We start from the raw sequence: 16552 nt of genomic DNA, 5'->3' as shown, positions 1-16552 counted from the left end.
TCAAGCCTTGCCAGACTTCAGAATTTTCAATTACCGAATCAATAACAATTATAAATAAAAAATCACTCACAAAAAAGAAGCTTTTTAGCCATTAAGAATTTTTGTCAAAAATTCTCTTAAACATTGAGAGAAAACGCCTCACTTAACTACAGTAATGACCTATAGAAAACACTGAAAAAAAATTTCAGCCAATTTTATCTTTTTTATTTCAGTGGGTTAAGGACATCAGATAAAACTTATTCCTGCTAACAACTGCTAAACACCAGATTTATCTTAAAACATATTCTTGATTATTTTTCAGCAAAGATATCAGGTGTACATTAATCTTCAGTCACCTTGACTTTATTACTTTGGAATAAAGCATCAAACGCAACGCAATAGGCAAGTTGAAAAATCTCACACTCATACTTAATCTTCGGGTTAAAAGCTTAATGTACTGCGAATGGATTCTTGATAGAGATATGGAAAATAGTTATGGAGCGATTTCCTGTTTTCAATAAGCAATTCTTTCATCACAGCAATCAATTATCGCTGGCAATGAGTCTATTATTGCTATTACCTGGTGTGGTCCATGCCACTCAATCGGTATACGACCTGCAGATTCAGCAAGCGCGCAACGGCAACTATGCCCCTTTTCTGGATTCTCTTCGACAATATCAACGACTGCACGCGTTAAACCCGCAGCAAGTCGCAGACTGGCTGCAGGTCGCCCTGTGGGCCGGGCGTGATGACGAGGTCATTCGTGTCTGGCAACGATATCAGGTTTATATGCCCCTGCCCGCTCGTGGTATCGCCGCGGCAGCGCAAGCGTATCGCAACCTGCATCACTGGTCTCTCTCTCTGGATCTATGGGACCGGGCCATTAGCTTCGCTCCCGGTACTGACGACTACCGCATTGGCCGAATAAAGACGCTGGCCGACGCACGCAAGGATACGCAAGCGCTGGATGAGGCTCGCCAGCTGGTTGCCGCACAGCCCACCGTCGCACACCTGCAAACGCTCTCTTATGTTTACCTGCGCCAGGGAAAAAGCTGGGATCGGCTACTTAGCGATACCCGCGCGCTCAATACCGCGCCGGAGAACAAAGAGGCACTGAATAACCTGATTAACTCCCTCACTCTCAACAGAATTGATAGCCCCGCTTTGGCATTATCAAAACAAAGTGACCTCTCGCCCGCCGCCCGTCGGGCTCTGGAAATTAACGCGGCGGCAGAACGGGTGCGCCTTGCCGATACCCGTTCTCGCGGGGAAAAGGAACGATTTTCCCTCGCCCGCCAGGCGCTTGAAAACTATGACCGTATTTTTAGCCGCTGGCGTAACGATCCACAGGCCGCCGCCGATCTCACCCGTGCGCGTATTGATCGACTTGGCGCGCTCTACGCCCACGGCGACTACACGCAAGCGATCGCGGAATATGAATCCCTGACAGCGGAACAAGTCCGCATTCCCGACTGGGCAATCGGTTGGGTTATCTCCTCTTACCTCGCGGAAAAAAAAGTCGATGTCGCGCTATCTGTCGCCCGGCAGCACCCTGAAACGCTGGCGTTGCCGCAGGGCGAGGGGCATGAAATTTTCTTCGCTCTGCTGGATAGCGGCCGTTATAAAGCCGCTCATCAATATGTCGAACGATTGAGCAAAAGCTCGCCCTATCACATCTATGCCCTCGGCTCCACGGTGCCCGAACCAAACGATCGCTGGCTGGAGGCGCAGTCGCTCAATTTTCAGTATTTGTTGGCGACCAATGCGTTACCGCAAGCGCAGACATTGGCGCAGCGTCTGGCGGCAACGGCTCCGGGAAATCAGAAGTTGCGGATCGATTACGCCATGCTGCTGCAAGCGCGTGGATTGCCAGGGGCCGCCGAGCAAGAACTCAAAACGGCTGAAGCGCTGGAACCGTCGAATATCGATCTTGAACGCCAGCAAGCATACGTTGCGATGGATCTTCAGCAGTGGCGGCAAATGGATTTGTTAACCGACGATGTTATGGCCCGTACCCCAGGAGACCTCAGTTCGCAACGTCTGGCCAGAGTGCGCCAGGTACACCATATGTCAGAACTGCGGATCAACGCGACGAAGGGGATACACGCCAATAGCCCGGTGAGCGGCAGCCGCGATCTCAACTGGGATACCGCTATTTATGGCCCGCCGCTGGCCGACAACTGGCGGTTATTCGCAGGTACTCGCTTTGCGCAAAGCAATTTTACCGAGGGTAAAGGCAGCAGCCGCAACCTGTTCGGCGGTATCGAATGGCGTCGGCGTGACTACCGGGGCGAACTGGAAGTGTCGAATAACCATTTTCACGGCACCAATAAACCGGGCTTACGTCTCTCAGCCTGGCATCGCCTGAACGACAACTGGCAGACAGGCGGTGAAATCGAACGGCTTTCCAGCACAACTCCGCTACGCGCATTACGCAATGGAGTGCATTCAAACCGTGGCGAAGTATGGGTGCGCTGGTATCAGAATGAGCAGCGCGAATATCGTCTGAGCGCCGCCGCAAGCGACTTTTCAGATAACAACCGCCGTCAGGAATATCTCCTCTCTGGTAAAGAGCAATTGTGGCAAACCCCAACGCTGACGCTCGATCTTGAGCCCGGGCTCTCCTTCAGCGCCAACAGCCGCTCTGACACCATGTACTACAACCCGAAACGGGATCTTTCCGCCGCCGCCGCGCTGACGGCTAACCATGTGATATATCAGCGCTACGAGACCGTCTGGAGCCAACAAATGGCCGTTGGCGGCGGCAGCTACTGGCAGAAAAACCACGCTCCAGGCGCGATTGCTTTGCTCGGCTATGGACAACGCATTCGTTTAAACAGCGTCATCGATGCCGGCGTGATGTTGAACTGGGATAAACGCCCCTACGACGGTAAACGTGAAAGTAATCTTTCCGTTTCCTTTGATACGAATTTACGGTTTTAAGGATAAACATGCTGAGCAAAAGTATCCGCATCAGCCTGATAGTTATCGGCTGGCTATGGGTTATCTCCGGTCCGTATGCGCAAAGCATCACGTTCCTCGCGCCAAAAGAGAGACCGCAGCTGGAGATGAACAAGCCGTGGCCTAAGAATAAGTTTCTGGTTCTGGCTTACCATGATGTTGAAGATGGCCCCGCCGACCAGCGCTATCTGGCAGTGCGCACTAGCGCGCTTAACGACCAAATAAGCTGGCTACTGCATAACGGCTATCATGCGGTCAGCGTCCAGGATATTCTGGATGCCCACAATGGCCTTAACACTCTGCCAGAAAAAGCTTTTTTACTCAGCTTCGATGACGGCTATAGCAGTTTTTACACGCGCGTCTGGCCGCTACTCAAAGCATGGAACGTACCCGCACTCTGGGCGCCGGTAGGCAGTTGGGTGGATACGCCGCTCCAGCAGCAGGTTGATTTTGGCGGCCTGATGACGCCACGAGAACGCTTTGCTACCTGGGACATGGTGCAAGAGCTCAGCCGTTCTCCGCTGGTTGAAATAGGCGTTCATACCTGGGCATCCCATTACGGAATTCTGGCTAATCCACAGGGCAGCCATGAACCCGCTATCGCTAATCGCCGGTATGACAAGGACTCTGGCCGCTACGAAAGCGATCGGCAGTTTTCCCGGCGCGTTAGCCAGGACGTGAGCAAAATAACCGAAAAAATAAAACAGGTCACCGGTAAAACGCCGCGAGCCTGGGTCTGGCCCTATGGCGCAGCCAGCGGCACCACGCTCGCTATCGCCAAAAGCCAGGGTTATCAGTTGGCCTTTACCCTTAATGATGGGCTGGCTGACGTTCGGGATCTGGAGAATATTCCACGTTTGCTTATTTCAGGAAATCCCTCGATCAAAGCCTTTTCTAACTCCGTTACGCAGATTCAGGAATCAAGCCCGGTGCGGGTTGTCCATGTCGATCTCGATTATGTGTATGACAAGAACCCTGTTCAGCAAACAAAAAATATCGACCGGCTGATTCAGCGTATTTACGATATGAAAATAAATTATGTTTTTTTGCAGGCGTTTTCCGATCCCCTGGGTGACGGCAACATAAAATCGCTCTACTTTCCGAACCGCTGGTTACCGATGAGGGCCGATCTGTTTAACTTTGTCGCCTGGCAGCTTCGGAGCCGCGCCGGGGTAAAAGTCTATGCCTGGATGCCGGTTCTCTCTTTCGATTTAGACCCGTCCCTTCCCCGGGTACAGCGCCAGGAACCGCAAACCGGCCGTTCACAGAAATCCGTCAGCCCCTATATCCGGCTATCGCCCTGGGATGCGCGGGTACGCAAACAGATCGTTGATATCTACGAGGATCTTGCCCGTTACGCCAGCTTCGACGGCATATTATTTCATGATGACGCCGTCCTCACGGACTTCGAAGATGCCGGCCCGGCTGCCATGACCGCATGGCATGAAGCGGGTTTCACGGGGGATATCGACACCATTCGCAACAATGCAAGCCAGCTTCATGCCTGGAGCCGTTTTAAAAGTCAGGCGTTAATTCAATTTACCCAAACGCTAAGTTCAGCGGTTAAAAGCGTACGCGGCCCGCAGGTTAAAACAGCGCGCAATATTTTTGCCATGCCAATCCTCGAACCGGAGAGCGAAACCTGGTTTGCGCAAAATCTTGATGATTTCCTCGCGACCTACGACTGGACGGTTCCCATGGCCATGCCGTTGATGGAGTCAGTCCCGTCAAGCGAGAGCGACGCCTGGTTGAGCAGACTGGTTCACGCCGTAGCAAGTCGGCCTGCGGCGCTGGATAAAACAATTTTTGAGCTACAGGCCAGAGACTGGAACCGCCAGCAACAAAACGGCATATCCGATAAGCAGTTAGGAGAATGGATGCGCCAGCTTCAGCTTAACGGCGTAAAAAATTACGGCTACTACCCGGATGACTTCATTAACAACCAACCTGATATTTCGCGCATCAGGCCTGAATTCTCATCGTACTGGTATCCTGCAAATGACTGATCGAATTATCGCATTCTCTCTTTTATGCCTGGTATTCGGGCTGCCGTTAAGCATGGCCGCCATCTTTACCGGCGAACTGATTCTGGATTTCGTTTTCTTCTGGCCGCTGTTTATGTCGATCCTGTGGATAACCGGCGGGCTCTATTTTTGGTTCCAACTGGAACGACACTGGCCATGGGGAAAAGAGACGCCGCCGGTACTTGATGGCAACCCATTGATCTCTATTTTAATCCCCTGCTTCAATGAGGAAAAAAACGCCAGAGAGACCATCAGCGCGGCGCTGGCCCAGCGTTATTCAAATATTGAAGTTATCGCTATCAACGACGGCTCTTCAGACAATACCGCTCAGGTTCTTAACCAGATGGCAAAAGAATCCGCTCAGTTGCGGATTATTCATCTGGCCGAAAATCAGGGTAAAGCGGTTGCCCTTAAAGCGGGCGCTGCCGCCGCGCGCGGCGATCTGCTGGTTTGCATCGACGGCGATGCCCTGCTCGATCGCGATACGGCGGCTTATCTGGTCGCGCCGCTTATTCAGTATCCACATGTGGGCGCGGTAACCGGCAACCCGCGAATCCGCACGCGATCAACGCTAATTGGCCGTATTCAGGTCGGCGAGTTTTCATCCATTATCGGGCTGATTAAACGCACTCAGCGCATCTACGGTCGGGTCTTTACGGTCTCCGGGGTTATCGCCGCATTTCGCCGTCAGGCGCTGGCGGATGTGGGCTACTGGAGCCCGGACATGATAACCGAAGATATTGATATCAGCTGGAAGCTACAACTCGGGCACTGGGCGATCTTTTTTGAGCCCAGGGCGCTGTGTTGGATACTGATGCCGGAGACGCTAAAGGGGCTATGGAAGCAACGTCTGCGCTGGGCGCAAGGAGGTGCCGAGGTCTTTCTGGTCAATCTTCGTCGGCTATTTCACTGGGAGCACCACCGTATGTGGCCGCTGCTGCTGGAGTACGCGTTCTCGACGCTGTGGGCGTTCGCCTATGGGATCACGATTGTTCTGTTTATCGCCAGCCATATTATCCCTCTCCCGGCCAATCTCACCGTGCGCAGCCTGTTTCCGCCGGAATTTACCGGCCTGTTGCTGGGCGTAATGTGTCTGCTGCAGTTTATCGCCAGCCTCTATATTGAGCGGCGCTATGAAAAAAAGGTCGCCAGCTCGCTGTTTTGGGTTATCTGGTTCCCGATGGTGTACTGGATGATTGGTCTGTTCACCACGCTGGTCGCCTTCCCCAAAGTCATGCTGAAACATAAACGTTCCCGGGCTCGCTGGGTCAGCCCGGATCGAGGAAAAGGAAGAACCTGATGAACGAAAAAACGCTAATCTTAACTGAAGACCGCTTATTACCCCGGCTTTTCGATGGCGCGTTAACCCTTCTCGCCTGGGCCGGTTTCCTGTTCTTCCTGTATGCGAATGTGCTCATGCAGATAACAGCACACAGCAGTCATCGCTGGGAAATCATCGTTGCCTCTTTTAATACCGTGCTGGTATATCTGCTGATTGCGGCAATCAACGCCTGGCTGCTTATTCTGTGGTACCAGTATAACCGTCGGCGCATTAACGCATGGCGACATGGTCGTCTGTCATCGCTGCGCCACGACGAGCTTGCCGAAAGCTTTGATGTTGCACCACAAATCATCTCGGAGATGAGCCAATATAATTTACTGACGGTTTATCATGATCAGATTGGCAGAATTATCGATCTGAAAATTAGCCAGTCAGCGGAAAAGGCGTATTGACGCCAGGCGGTATAACCTGCGAGGGCGTTATCAACCGCCCGCTTTCTTAATTGCCGCATCCAGCGAGGCCTTGTCCGCCAGCCCCGGGAACACGGTAATCGTCGCTTCCGTCGCATCGGTGGTCGGCATCACGATAACCCCAGGCGTACCGCTTAAGCCGATATCCTGCGCCAGATGGTTAATCTCCTCCAGCGCGGGCTCGACATCCGTGGCTTTCTTCGCATCGAAATTCACTTTCTTAGCCTGCTGCTGAATATCGGCAGCCGTCAGCTTGCCTTCATTATGCCCGGTCGCGTAAATCCCGTTATGGAACGTCAGATAAGCTTCAGCCCCCTTCTGCTGATAAATCTGCAGCCCCATTTTCGCTGCGTCCAGCGAAGTGGCCCAGCGGCTGCCAAAAATAGGCCACTCTTTAAAGGCAAAACGGACGCGTGGATTCTCTTTAATCACCTGCGCCATTACCGGCGCCAGGCGGCTACAGTAAACACATTGATAATCAAAAAATTCGATTACCGTCACTTTGCCGTCTTCAGGGCCATAGGTCGGTGTATTTTTATCCAGGGTCAGCTCAGCGGCGTTCTTTAGTACGGCCTGAGTGGCTGCGCTGGCCTGCTGCTCTTCCTGAATTTGTTGCAGCTTCTGGCTGGCCTGCAGCAGCACCTCCGGATGCGCGACTAAATAGTCCGCCGCGATTTTGCCAATACGGGCTTCCTGCTCGGGCGTAAAGGTCGGGGCAGGGGCATCAGCGGCGTTTGCCAGCGCGGGAAACAGCGTGGCGCCAATCAAGGTGAGTGTCAGTAAATGCTTATAGCCGGGCATGTAGGAAATCCTTGCGATAGGTGAACGGCAGGTGGGCCTCTGCCAACAAAATATCATCCTTTGCCCGCGGATCATTGCCGGACGGCACAATGATTCGTAACGATATTTTTCAATAACCGAAGACGTTCTCTCTTGGTCTGGTAGTCAACAGAGGTAAACGGGAGTACGCTTCGTCCCCTGTTTTTCCCTGTAGGGTCTCTTTTTTAGCTGCATGAGTTGAGTATGAACGCGTTTTTCAGTCAGTGGGACGTAACCATTATTTTGCTGCAAATTATCGCTATTGATCTGTTATTGGGCGGCGATAACGCCGTCGTGATCGCAATAGCCTGTCGTAAACTTCCCGCGCACCAACGAACCAAAGCCATTCTTCTCGGCACCGTCGGCGCCATAGTGGCCCGCGTACTGCTGCTGGCCATCGCAATCTATTTGCTCTCATTGCCGTGGCTAAAAGTGGTCGGCGCGCTGATGTTGTTATGGATCGGTATCAAGCTGGCCACCAGGCAGGAAGAAGAGAGCGAAATCAACAGTTCCAGTAACCTGTGGCGCACGGTGCTTACCATCACCGTCGCCGATGTTATTATGTCGCTGGATAACGTACTGGCGGTTGCGGCTGCCGGAAAAGGCCATCTGGTGCTGGTCGCATTGGGCGTATTAATCAGCATTCCCATTATCGTCGCGGGCAGTAAACTGGTGCTGGCAAGTCTCAACCGCTTTCCCTCCCTGGTGATGCTGGGAGGAGCGTTGATCGGCTGGATTGCCGGTTCAATGATGATGACCGATGTCACCATCGTCCATCTGTTTCCCCACGCCCCCGACAGCCTGCCGCTGCAAGGTGGGGCCGTCGGTGCAGCGCTGGTGTTGCTGGAGAGCATGCGCAAAAACCGCAGCGCATCTGTCAAATAGCGTTGTCAGTACTCTGTCGCCGTCAATCCCGACGGCGTCAAGTTTCCCCCCACTTTTCCCCCACATCCGTCCTCATTTGCCCTACGCTTATTACAGACACCTGATCCAGGGATCTGTAACCGTAACCTTGCGCATAAATGAGATAACATCATGGAATTAAAGGATTATTATGCCATTTTAGGGGTTAAGCCAACGGACGATCTGAAAACCATCAAGACCGCCTATCGCCGTCTGGCACGTAAATATCACCCCGATGTCAGCAAAGAAACCGATGCCGAAACCAAATTCAAAGATCTCGCCGAAGCCTGGGAAGTCCTCAAAGACGATCAACGGCGCGCTGAATACGACCAGCTCTGGCAGCATCGTAACGATCCGCAATTTGGTCGTCAGCAGCAGCATGCCCACGAGCAGAGCTACAGCCAGCAGGATTTCGACGACATCTTCTCCTCCATGTTCGGTCAACAGGAACACCGTAGCCGCCGCCAGCACAGCGCGCGGGGACATGATTTAGAGATTGAAGTTGCGGTCTTCCTTGAAGAGACGCTAACCGAACAGACGCGCACTATCAGCTATAACCTGCCGGTTTATAACGTCTTTGGCATGGTAGAAAGCGAAACGCCGAAAACGCTGAACGTCAAAATACCTGCCGGGGTCGTTGATGGTCAGCGCATCCGCCTGAAAGGCCAGGGCACTCCCGGGCAGAATGGCGGCCCGAACGGCGACCTGTGGCTGGTGATTCACATCGCCCCGCATCCGCTGTTTGATATCGTCGGCCATAACCTTGAAATCGTCCTGCCGCTGGCCCCATGGGAAGCCGCGCTGGGGGCCAAAGTCACCATTCCGACGCTGAAAGAGAGCATCCTGCTGACCATTCCGCCTGGCAGCCAGGCCGGGCAGCGCCTGCGAGTGAAGGGTAAAGGACTGGCAAGCAAAACCACCACCGGCGATCTGTATGCGGTCATTAAAATCGTGATGCCGCCAAAACCGAATGAAAAGAGCCGCGCGCTCTGGCAACAACTGGCGGATGAATACGCCAGCTTCGAGCCACGTAAGACATGGGGGAAAGCCTGATGGCTAAGATAACAGTGACGTTCACCATTACCGAATTTTGTCTCCATACCGGCGTTTCCGAAGAGGATCTTAACGAAATCGTCGGTCTTGGTATGATTGAGCCCCGCCAGCCGCAGCGGGAAAACTGGCTGTTTGATGATAGCGCGATCGCTATCGTTCACCGTGCCTTGCGCTTACGCAAAGAGCTGGAGCTGGACTGGCCGGGTATCGCCGTGGCCCTGACGCTAATGGACGAGAACGCGCGCCTTAGCCGCGAAAACCGCATCCTGCAACATCGACTGGCGCGTTTTCTGACGCACAGTTAAGTCCCTCTCTCCCGCGGAGAGAGGGACCAGGCGACGTTCCCGGTATTCTGTCAACCAGACGCCTTTCTTATTTCCCGGCTTGTGCTATGCCAGGCCGGGTTACATAAACATTCAGCCAGTAACAATCCCAGCAAACCGTCTTTTTACCCGTCTTACGCTATTCTGAACTGGAAACAGAATGCCGTTCTCCCCTCCTTAACCTATTTTCGAATGCTTATGGCGACCTGATTAGTCACCACTATTGACTGTTCCGTTTCGCCTCCCGCTTCCGGTACCCGGCGATATTTATCCAACAGGTGAATCTGAATACGTCTCAGCATATCGCCATTCAGTTTGTAGTAGCGAAAATAGAGGAATAGCGTCAGGGCAAAAAAGAGCGTTGGCAGCGCAATCATAATCGCCTGCATCCCCAACAGCGTTTGTGCCGATTGAGCGACATTCGGTACATAACCAATGACGCCCAGGACGATAGCGATAAACCAGGCCGCAAACGCCGCCCCCGCTTTCACCACCAGGGTCTGAACTGAGTAAGCGATACTCTCACAGCGGATATTCATCGTATATTCGCCGTAGTCAACGGTATCAGCCACCATAATGACTTGCAGCACCCAGAACAGTGCAGTGCCAATATTCAGCAACACGCCAGCCAGTGAAATCAGCGCGATGTTATATATCCCCCCTATTGCCATCAGAAGCAGCACGCCGCAACCCAGTACCGGCATTATTGATGCGCCTGCCCAAAGAATGCGCCGTGACAATCCTTTCACCAGCTTTGGAAAAAACAGTAACGTCAACAGGTTCGCCGCCCCAGCGTAGGACATGTAATAAGGGAACATCTCCGCGCTACCAATAACGTAAGTGAAGTAGTAAATGGCGAAGCCAGAGATAATATTCGCTGCCGTGTTATAGGCCAATGCCATCCCCAGCAGGCAAGCAAGTTGATCGTTCCGATAGATAAGCCCCACCATCTGCCGCAGCGAAAGATGGCTGGAATCCTCGCTAACACCGCTATCAGAGGAATAAACTTCATGTACATTACGCAAAGTCACGATGGTTGAAACGATAAAAAACGCAATCAACACCAGTGTGAACATCTGGAAACCAAAACCGCGATCGGCGCCACCGACAGCGCTGACAAACGGCAGCGTTATCCCTGCGGTGACAAACCCCGCCAGGCTGGCAAAAAAGCGCGGATAGGGTACCAATAACTCACGTTCGCGTTTATCAAGAGTAATTGTCGGCACCAGCGACCAGAACGGTACATCCATGATGGTATAGGTGAATCCCCATAGCAGATAAGTCACCCATACCCACGCTAATAGCGCACCACCGGAAAAGTGATGCGCACTGAACAACATGTACAGCACGATCGAGTTGGTAAGAGTTCCAATCAGTATCCATGGTTTGAATTTTCCCCATCGCGATCGCGTACAATTTACTATCCATCCCATGATTGGATCGGCTATCGCATCAAGGATCCTTGCCACCAGAAACAGTGTGCCGACCACCCCGACCGACAGTCCAACGATATCGGTGTAGTAATACATCAGATACATATAAACGATACCGATAGCGAAATCTTTACCAAAGGCACCAAATCCGTAGCTGAGCTTTGTTGTCATTGAAATACTCATAGGGCACAGATCGCTGTCACCAGCGCCTCCTTCAGGTGTTTGATAGAGCATTACGGGTGCCGCCTGGCCCATCGCGGCCAGCGGAATGTGAAGATTAGCGGCGCACCCATTCCGGCAGCCAGTCGCCGTGGCTGGCGATCAGATCGTCCACCAGGGCGTAGATCTCTTCGATCCCCAGCACGGCGGAAGTGTGCGGATCCATCATCGTGGCGTAATAGACGTAATCACGGTTTTCCGTGAGGATCGCCTCGGTGAGTAAGGTCTGCACGTTGATGTTGGTCTGCATCAGCGCCGCCAGATGTGCCGGCAGCGTGCCGACTTTGGTGGGCTGAATGCCGTTGGCGTCCACCAGACAGGCCACCTCCACGCAGCAGCCCTGGGGCAGGTTATCAATGAGACCGTCGTTGCGCACATTGCCATATATCACGCTGGGTTCGCCGGTCCAGATAGCGTTCATGATGGTGCTGGCATATTCGCGCGAAGGTTTAACGTCGATGCGTTCGCCGCTCTTATAGCTCTCCAGCTCCTTATGCCAGTTAGCCAGTTGTTCCACGCAGCGTTTCGGATATTCATCCAGCGGCACCTTGTAGCGCGCAATAAGGTCTTCCCGCCCCGGCTTGATAAACCACGGCGTGTATTCGGCGAAATGTTCTGAAGATTCAGTCACGAAGTAACCCAGTTTTTTGAACATTTCATAGCGCACGATGTTTTCGCAGCGTGGGTTGCCGTGCAGATTCGGCTTCGGCGCCCGCCCGTCGGCGTAGGCCTGCAACAGATCCGGGTAAATACTGACGTAGCTGCCGTCGGCCAGCTTTTTCTCCAGCGACAGATAAAATGCCATATGGTTGATCCCCGCGCAGCGGTAGCGTAAATCCGCCGGATCAAGATCGAGATCGCGCGCCAGCTCTTCCGAGGTTCCCTGTACCGAGTGGCACAGGCCAACCTGCTTGATATGCGGGTAGCGGGCGTACATCGCCCAGGTATTCATCGCCATCGGGTTGACGTAGTTGAGCATCGTGGCGTCCGGGCACACTTCGGCCATGTCCTCGCAGATCGCCCATAAATGCGGAATGGTGCGCAGCGCGCGCATAATGCCGCCAGGCCCCAGCGTATCGGCAATGGTCTGCTCCAGACCGTGGCGTTTACAGACCTCGAAATCGGTCACGGTGCAGGGTTCATAGCCGCCAATCTGGAAGGCGACGACGACAAAATTGGCGTCCTGCAATGCGGTTTTGCGATCGCGGTGGCAGCTGATTTTGCCGTTCGCGCCGATGGAATCCATCAGCTTACGCACCACGATATGCGACTCTTCCAGGCGGGTTTCATCAATATCCATCAGCGCGATATGCGCCGATTTCAGCGCCGGACGCTGGAAGACATCACCGAGAATATTTTTGACGAACACCGTTGAACCGGCGCCGATAAAAGTAATTTTAGGGGCGGACATCGCGCTCTCTCCATCAGGTTATTGAACCATTGCAGAGTGGCACGCCGCCGCCTCGTTACGCTGCCCTGTTCCCACCGGAGGATTCCCGGAAACTCAGATCGACCATTGAACGCCACAAAATATGAGTTTTCGGGAACAGATCGTCCGAAAAGGAGAGAAAACGGGCCATGTATTCCGCTAAGCTGTAGGCAACCCAGGACCACCGCGCAACCACTCCGACGCGCCAGGAATCACTGACATGATGGAACACCGCTTCACCTCTCTGCCCCCCGATCCGCACATGTGCAGCAGCGACGAAAAACAGAGCCGCAGCCCGCTGGCGCTCTATTCCGAATATCAGCGCATGGATATCGAACTGCGCCCGCCGCATGCCATGCCCACCAGCCACTGGCACGGCCAGGTTGAGGTGAATGTGCCGTTCGACGGCGATGTGGAATATGTGATTAACAACGAAGTGGTGCGCATTGAGAAGGGCTACATCACCCTGTTCTGGGCCTGTACGCCCCATCGGCTTACCCGCCCCGGAAATTGCCAGCAGATGGCGATATTCAATCTACCAATGCATCTGTTTCTTTCGTGGCCGCTGGACCGTGAACTGATTAATCACGTCACCCACGGCATGGTGATTAAATCCCTCGCCGCCCAGCAGCTAAGCGCGTTTGAAGTACGCCGCTGGCAGCAGGAGCTGAGCAACGACAATGAACAGATCCGTCAACTGGCGATCGATGAAATCGCCCTGATGCTCAAGCGTCTGAGTCTCTCCGGCTGGCAGCCGCTGCTGGTCAATAAAACCTCACGCACGCATAAAAACAGCGTCTCGCGCCACGCCCAGTTTTATGTCAGCCAGATGCTGGAGTTTATCGCCGCCCATTATGACCAGGCCCTGACCGTCGATGCCGTCGCCGAACACGTTAAGCTCAACTCAAACTACGCGATGGGCGTGTTTCAGCGAGTGATGCAGCAAACCATGAAGCAGTACATTACCGCCATGCGTATTAATCATGTACGCGCGCTGCTTAGCGATACCGACAAAACCATCCTTGATATCGCCCTGACCGCCGGTTTCCGTTCCAGCAGCCGTTTCTACAGCACCTTTACCCGCTATGTCGGTATGCCGCCGCAGCAGTACCGCAAATTGAGTCGCCAGCGCCGTCAGAGCCTCACGCCGATACAGGCGTAAAAAATGCCGCCGGGGTTTCCCACGGCGGCATGTATCACCATAAAAACGAATTAGTCGTTAATGCGTGGATGCTGCTGCACCAGACGGGTCCGTTTTTCCTGTAGATCAGCGATTTCCTGATCGATATCTTCGATTTTCTGTTCGATGTTATCGTAGTGTTCGCCGAGAATTTCTTTTGCTTCCTGGATATCGGAGGCCGCAGGCGTCGCCCCTTTTAGCGGACGATTCGCCGTCTCTTTCATCGACAGGCCGGTAATGAGGCCGATAGCCGCAATCACCATCAGGTAGTAAGCCGGCATCATCAGGTTCTGCGTACTCTCCACCAGCCACGCCGCCAGGGTTGGCGTCAGACCGGCAATCAGCACCGAGATATTAAAGGCGCTGGCCAGCGCGCTAAAACGGATATGCGTCGGGAACATCGCCGGCAGCGACGAGGCCATCACCCCGATAAAACAGTTCAGTACAACCGCCAGCAGCAACAGACCGGCGAAAATCAGGCCGAGAACGTTGCTGTTAATCATAATAAACGCCGGGATCGACAGCACGAACAGCGCAACGCTACCAATCAGCACGAACGGGCGGCGACCAAAGCGATCGCTGAGCATCCCGATAACCGGCTGCACGAACAGCATCCCGACCATGATGGCAATAATAATCAGTACGCCATGGTCTTCCGAATAGTGCAGGTTATGCGACAGATAGCTCGGCATATAGGTCAGCAGCATGTAGTAGGTCACGTTGGTGGAAATCACCAGACCAATACAGGTCAATAAGCTGCGCCAGTGTTTCGTCGCAATCTCTTTAAAGGAGACTTTCGGGCCTTCCTGCAAACCTTCGCGGTCGCCCTGTTCAAGGGTATCCACATGCTGCTGGAACGCCGGGGTCTCTTCCAGCGCATGACGCAGGTACAAACCGATGATCCCTAGCGGCAACGCCAGGAAGAACGGGATACGCCAGCCCCAGTCGAGGAAGTTCGCTTCCCCCACCACGCTGGAAATCAGTACCACCACGCCCGCGCCCATCACGAAGCCGGCAATCGACCCGAAATCCAGCCAGCTCCCCATAAAACCACGTTTTCTGTCCGGCGAATATTCCGCCACAAAGATCGACGCGCCGGTATATTCGCCGCCGACCGAGAACCCTTGCGCCATTTTACACAGCAGCAGCAGAATCGGCGCCCAGATACCAATTGTGGCATACGACGGAATAAGGCCGATACAGAATGTACTTATCGACATAATAACGATGGTTATCGCCAGAATCTTTTGTCGGCCATATTTATCGCCCAGCATCCCGAAAAACAGGCCACCCAGTGGACGAATTAAGAAAGGAACGGAAAAAGTACCGAGTGCGGCAATCATCTGCACGCTGGGATTCGCGTCGGGGAAAAAGACTTTACCCAGCGCATACGCAACAAAACCATAAACCCCAAAATCAAACCATTCCATCGCATTGCCCAGCGACGCTGCGGTAATCGCTTTCTTTAGTTTGCTATCATCAATGATGGTCACATCCCGAAGCGTGATTGGCTTTACTTTTTTCCTTTTAAGCATAATTTTCCTCTTTTGCTCTCGCCTTGAGCGCACGAATCTGCGCCAAATGACAACGTCATTCGCGTCATGCGTTGGGAGCGGCGAATTGCTGTGCTCCACATTTCAAGCGTAGCAGGTTTGCCTGCACTGTCTGCGGACAGTCCGTACAACCGAACCTGTTGACGCCTGCTCTGGCCATAATTAACTACGCGGAATCGCTAATACGTCGCGTAAATTGTCGATCGCGCTTTTTTACCCTAACAGCGTTTAAATTTGTGATCAACCTCACAGGTTATTCCCCTTAAGCAGCGTCGTCCGAGAAGAATAAGTTCAATGAATACTGGAGACGAGCGATATATTTCCGGAAATATCTGGATTATTTATGGAGATTATTCTGCAATGACCGGTGAGATATATTCGCTCTCGCCGCCGTAATTCATGGTAAAAAAGTCCCGACAAAAGTGCGTGATTACGTTATAATCAATGTTACTTTCGGCTATCAGCCGCCATTTAATGGACCAACGTCCTGTTTTATCCAGTAATCGCGAGGATCGTCATGCAACTGCCACACTGCCCCAAATGCCATTCTGAATACACTTATGAAGATAGCGGCATGTTTATCTGCCCGGAATGCGCCCATGAATGGAATAATGCCGAGCCTGCGGACGATCATGATGTGCTGATCGTCAAAGATGCCAACGGCAATTTACTGGCCGACGGTGATAGCGTTACTGTGATAAAAGATCTGAAGGTTAAAGGCAGCTCTTCAATGCTAAAAATCGGTACTAAAGTGAAAAATATCCGCCTGGTCGAAGGCGATCATAATATTGACTGTAAAATTGATGGTTTTGGTCCAATGAAACTAAAATCTGAATTTGTCAAAAAGAACTGATTAATCCCCCTTATCCTGACTCGCTCCTCAAACGGGAGCGGGTCAGGGTTGAAAGCAGCCGCACGCACATT

General features: G+C 53.0%; 13 protein-coding genes. 9 read left to right on the top strand and 4 right to left on the bottom strand.

The window, feature by feature from the left end; translation table 11 throughout:
• Positions 1 to 474: 474 nt before the first annotated feature.
• The 4 genes from pgaA to pgaD are packed head-to-tail and all read left to right on the top strand — an operon-like array spanning position 475 to position 6698.
• Positions 475 to 2922, top strand: a complete 2448-nt coding sequence (pgaA, locus tag ABK821_RS03950) for a poly-beta-1,6 N-acetyl-D-glucosamine export porin PgaA (RefSeq protein ID WP_343178170.1) — start codon at positions 475 to 477, stop codon at positions 2920 to 2922.
• An 8-nt stretch (positions 2923 to 2930) separates the two neighbouring features.
• Complete coding sequence (gene pgaB / locus ABK821_RS03945; protein WP_343178171.1) at positions 2931 to 4946, top strand: poly-beta-1,6-N-acetyl-D-glucosamine N-deacetylase PgaB; 2016 nt, start codon at positions 2931 to 2933, stop codon at positions 4944 to 4946.
• Positions 4939 to 6264, top strand: a complete 1326-nt coding sequence (gene pgaC / locus ABK821_RS03940; RefSeq protein ID WP_343178172.1) for a poly-beta-1,6-N-acetyl-D-glucosamine synthase — start codon at positions 4939 to 4941, stop codon at positions 6262 to 6264. Before pgaB ends, pgaC begins: the two co-directional genes overlap by 8 nt.
• The gene (gene pgaD, locus ABK821_RS03935) at positions 6264 to 6698 is read left to right on the top strand and encodes a poly-beta-1,6-N-acetyl-D-glucosamine biosynthesis protein PgaD (protein WP_138358416.1); all 435 of its coding nucleotides are present in this window, start codon (positions 6264 to 6266) and stop codon (positions 6696 to 6698) included. The genes pgaC and pgaD overlap by 1 nt, the downstream gene beginning before the upstream one ends.
• Positions 6699 to 6728: 30 nt before the next feature.
• On the opposite strand, the gene ABK821_RS03930 is transcribed toward pgaD, so the two are convergent.
• On the bottom strand, positions 6729 to 7517 hold the full coding sequence (locus ABK821_RS03930; RefSeq protein ID WP_308560750.1) for a DsbA family protein: 789 nt from the start codon (positions 7515 to 7517) through the stop codon (positions 6729 to 6731).
• Between the two features lie 222 nt (positions 7518 to 7739).
• Between ABK821_RS03930 and ABK821_RS03925 the strand changes: the two genes are divergently transcribed.
• The 3 genes from ABK821_RS03925 (at position 7740) to cbpM (ending at position 9796) form a co-directional block, all read left to right on the top strand.
• Positions 7740 to 8420 (top strand): TerC family protein, encoded by a 681-nt coding sequence (locus tag ABK821_RS03925; protein ID WP_343178174.1) that lies wholly within the window; start codon positions 7740 to 7742, stop codon positions 8418 to 8420.
• A gap of 150 nt (positions 8421 to 8570) precedes the next feature.
• A complete protein-coding gene (gene cbpA / locus ABK821_RS03920) occupies positions 8571 to 9491 on the top strand; it encodes a curved DNA-binding protein (RefSeq protein WP_308560747.1) in 921 nt (306 codons plus the stop codon).
• Positions 9491 to 9796, top strand: a complete 306-nt coding sequence (gene cbpM, locus ABK821_RS03915) for a chaperone modulator CbpM (RefSeq protein ID WP_138358408.1) — start codon at positions 9491 to 9493, stop codon at positions 9794 to 9796. The genes cbpA and cbpM overlap by 1 nt, the downstream gene beginning before the upstream one ends.
• 200 nt (positions 9797 to 9996) lie before the next feature.
• On the opposite strand, the gene melB is transcribed toward cbpM, so the two are convergent.
• A complete protein-coding gene (gene melB, locus ABK821_RS03910) occupies positions 9997 to 11430 on the bottom strand; it encodes a melibiose:sodium transporter MelB (protein WP_138358649.1) in 1434 nt (477 codons plus the stop codon).
• Between the two features lie 94 nt (positions 11431 to 11524).
• The gene (locus ABK821_RS03905; protein ID WP_308560745.1) at positions 11525 to 12877 is read right to left on the bottom strand and encodes an alpha-glucosidase/alpha-galactosidase; all 1353 of its coding nucleotides are present in this window, start codon (positions 12875 to 12877) and stop codon (positions 11525 to 11527) included.
• A gap of 241 nt (positions 12878 to 13118) precedes the next feature.
• Here ABK821_RS03905 and melR point away from each other — a divergent pair, with 241 nt between their 5' ends.
• Positions 13119 to 14057 (top strand): transcriptional regulator MelR, encoded by a 939-nt coding sequence (gene melR / locus ABK821_RS03900; protein ID WP_171034803.1) that lies wholly within the window; start codon positions 13119 to 13121, stop codon positions 14055 to 14057.
• A 50-nt stretch (positions 14058 to 14107) separates the two neighbouring features.
• On the opposite strand, the gene proP is transcribed toward melR, so the two are convergent.
• A complete protein-coding gene (proP, locus tag ABK821_RS03895; protein ID WP_138358402.1) occupies positions 14108 to 15610 on the bottom strand; it encodes a glycine betaine/L-proline transporter ProP in 1503 nt (500 codons plus the stop codon).
• Positions 15611 to 16145: 535 nt separating this feature from the next.
• On the opposite strand from proP, the gene ABK821_RS03890 reads away from it, so the two are divergent.
• Complete coding sequence (locus ABK821_RS03890) at positions 16146 to 16481, top strand: zinc ribbon domain-containing protein YjdM (protein ID WP_138358400.1); 336 nt, start codon at positions 16146 to 16148, stop codon at positions 16479 to 16481.
• The last annotated feature ends 71 nt before the right edge of the window (positions 16482 to 16552 follow it).

It is taken from the genome of Klebsiella sp. KE9456, assembly GCF_043832615.1.
GTDB classification, from domain to species: Bacteria; Pseudomonadota; Gammaproteobacteria; order Enterobacterales; family Enterobacteriaceae; genus Klebsiella; species Klebsiella indica.
Note: the sequence above shows the minus strand (reverse complement) of the source record. Positions and strands in the feature narration are given on the sequence as shown.

Coding starts and splice junctions, on each gene's coding strand:
- pgaD (WP_138358416.1), top strand. CDS start 6,264: ATGAACGAAAAAACGCTAATCTTAACTGAAGACCGCTTATTACCCCGG.
- proP (WP_138358402.1), bottom strand. CDS start 15,610: ATGCTTAAAAGGAAAAAAGTAAAGCCAATCACGCTTCGGGATGTGACC.
- ABK821_RS03925 (WP_343178174.1), top strand. CDS start 7,740: ATGAACGCGTTTTTCAGTCAGTGGGACGTAACCATTATTTTGCTGCAA.
- melB (WP_138358649.1), bottom strand. CDS start 11,430: ATGAGTATTTCAATGACAACAAAGCTCAGCTACGGATTTGGTGCCTTT.
- cbpM (WP_138358408.1), top strand. CDS start 9,491: ATGGCTAAGATAACAGTGACGTTCACCATTACCGAATTTTGTCTCCAT.
- cbpA (WP_308560747.1), top strand. CDS start 8,571: ATGGAATTAAAGGATTATTATGCCATTTTAGGGGTTAAGCCAACGGAC.
- pgaA (WP_343178170.1), top strand. CDS start 475: ATGGAGCGATTTCCTGTTTTCAATAAGCAATTCTTTCATCACAGCAAT.
- pgaB (WP_343178171.1), top strand. CDS start 2,931: ATGCTGAGCAAAAGTATCCGCATCAGCCTGATAGTTATCGGCTGGCTA.
- melR (WP_171034803.1), top strand. CDS start 13,119: ATGGAACACCGCTTCACCTCTCTGCCCCCCGATCCGCACATGTGCAGC.
- ABK821_RS03890 (WP_138358400.1), top strand. CDS start 16,146: ATGCAACTGCCACACTGCCCCAAATGCCATTCTGAATACACTTATGAA.
- pgaC (WP_343178172.1), top strand. CDS start 4,939: ATGACTGATCGAATTATCGCATTCTCTCTTTTATGCCTGGTATTCGGG.
- ABK821_RS03905 (WP_308560745.1), bottom strand. CDS start 12,877: ATGTCCGCCCCTAAAATTACTTTTATCGGCGCCGGTTCAACGGTGTTC.
- ABK821_RS03930 (WP_308560750.1), bottom strand. CDS start 7,517: ATGCCCGGCTATAAGCATTTACTGACACTCACCTTGATTGGCGCCACG.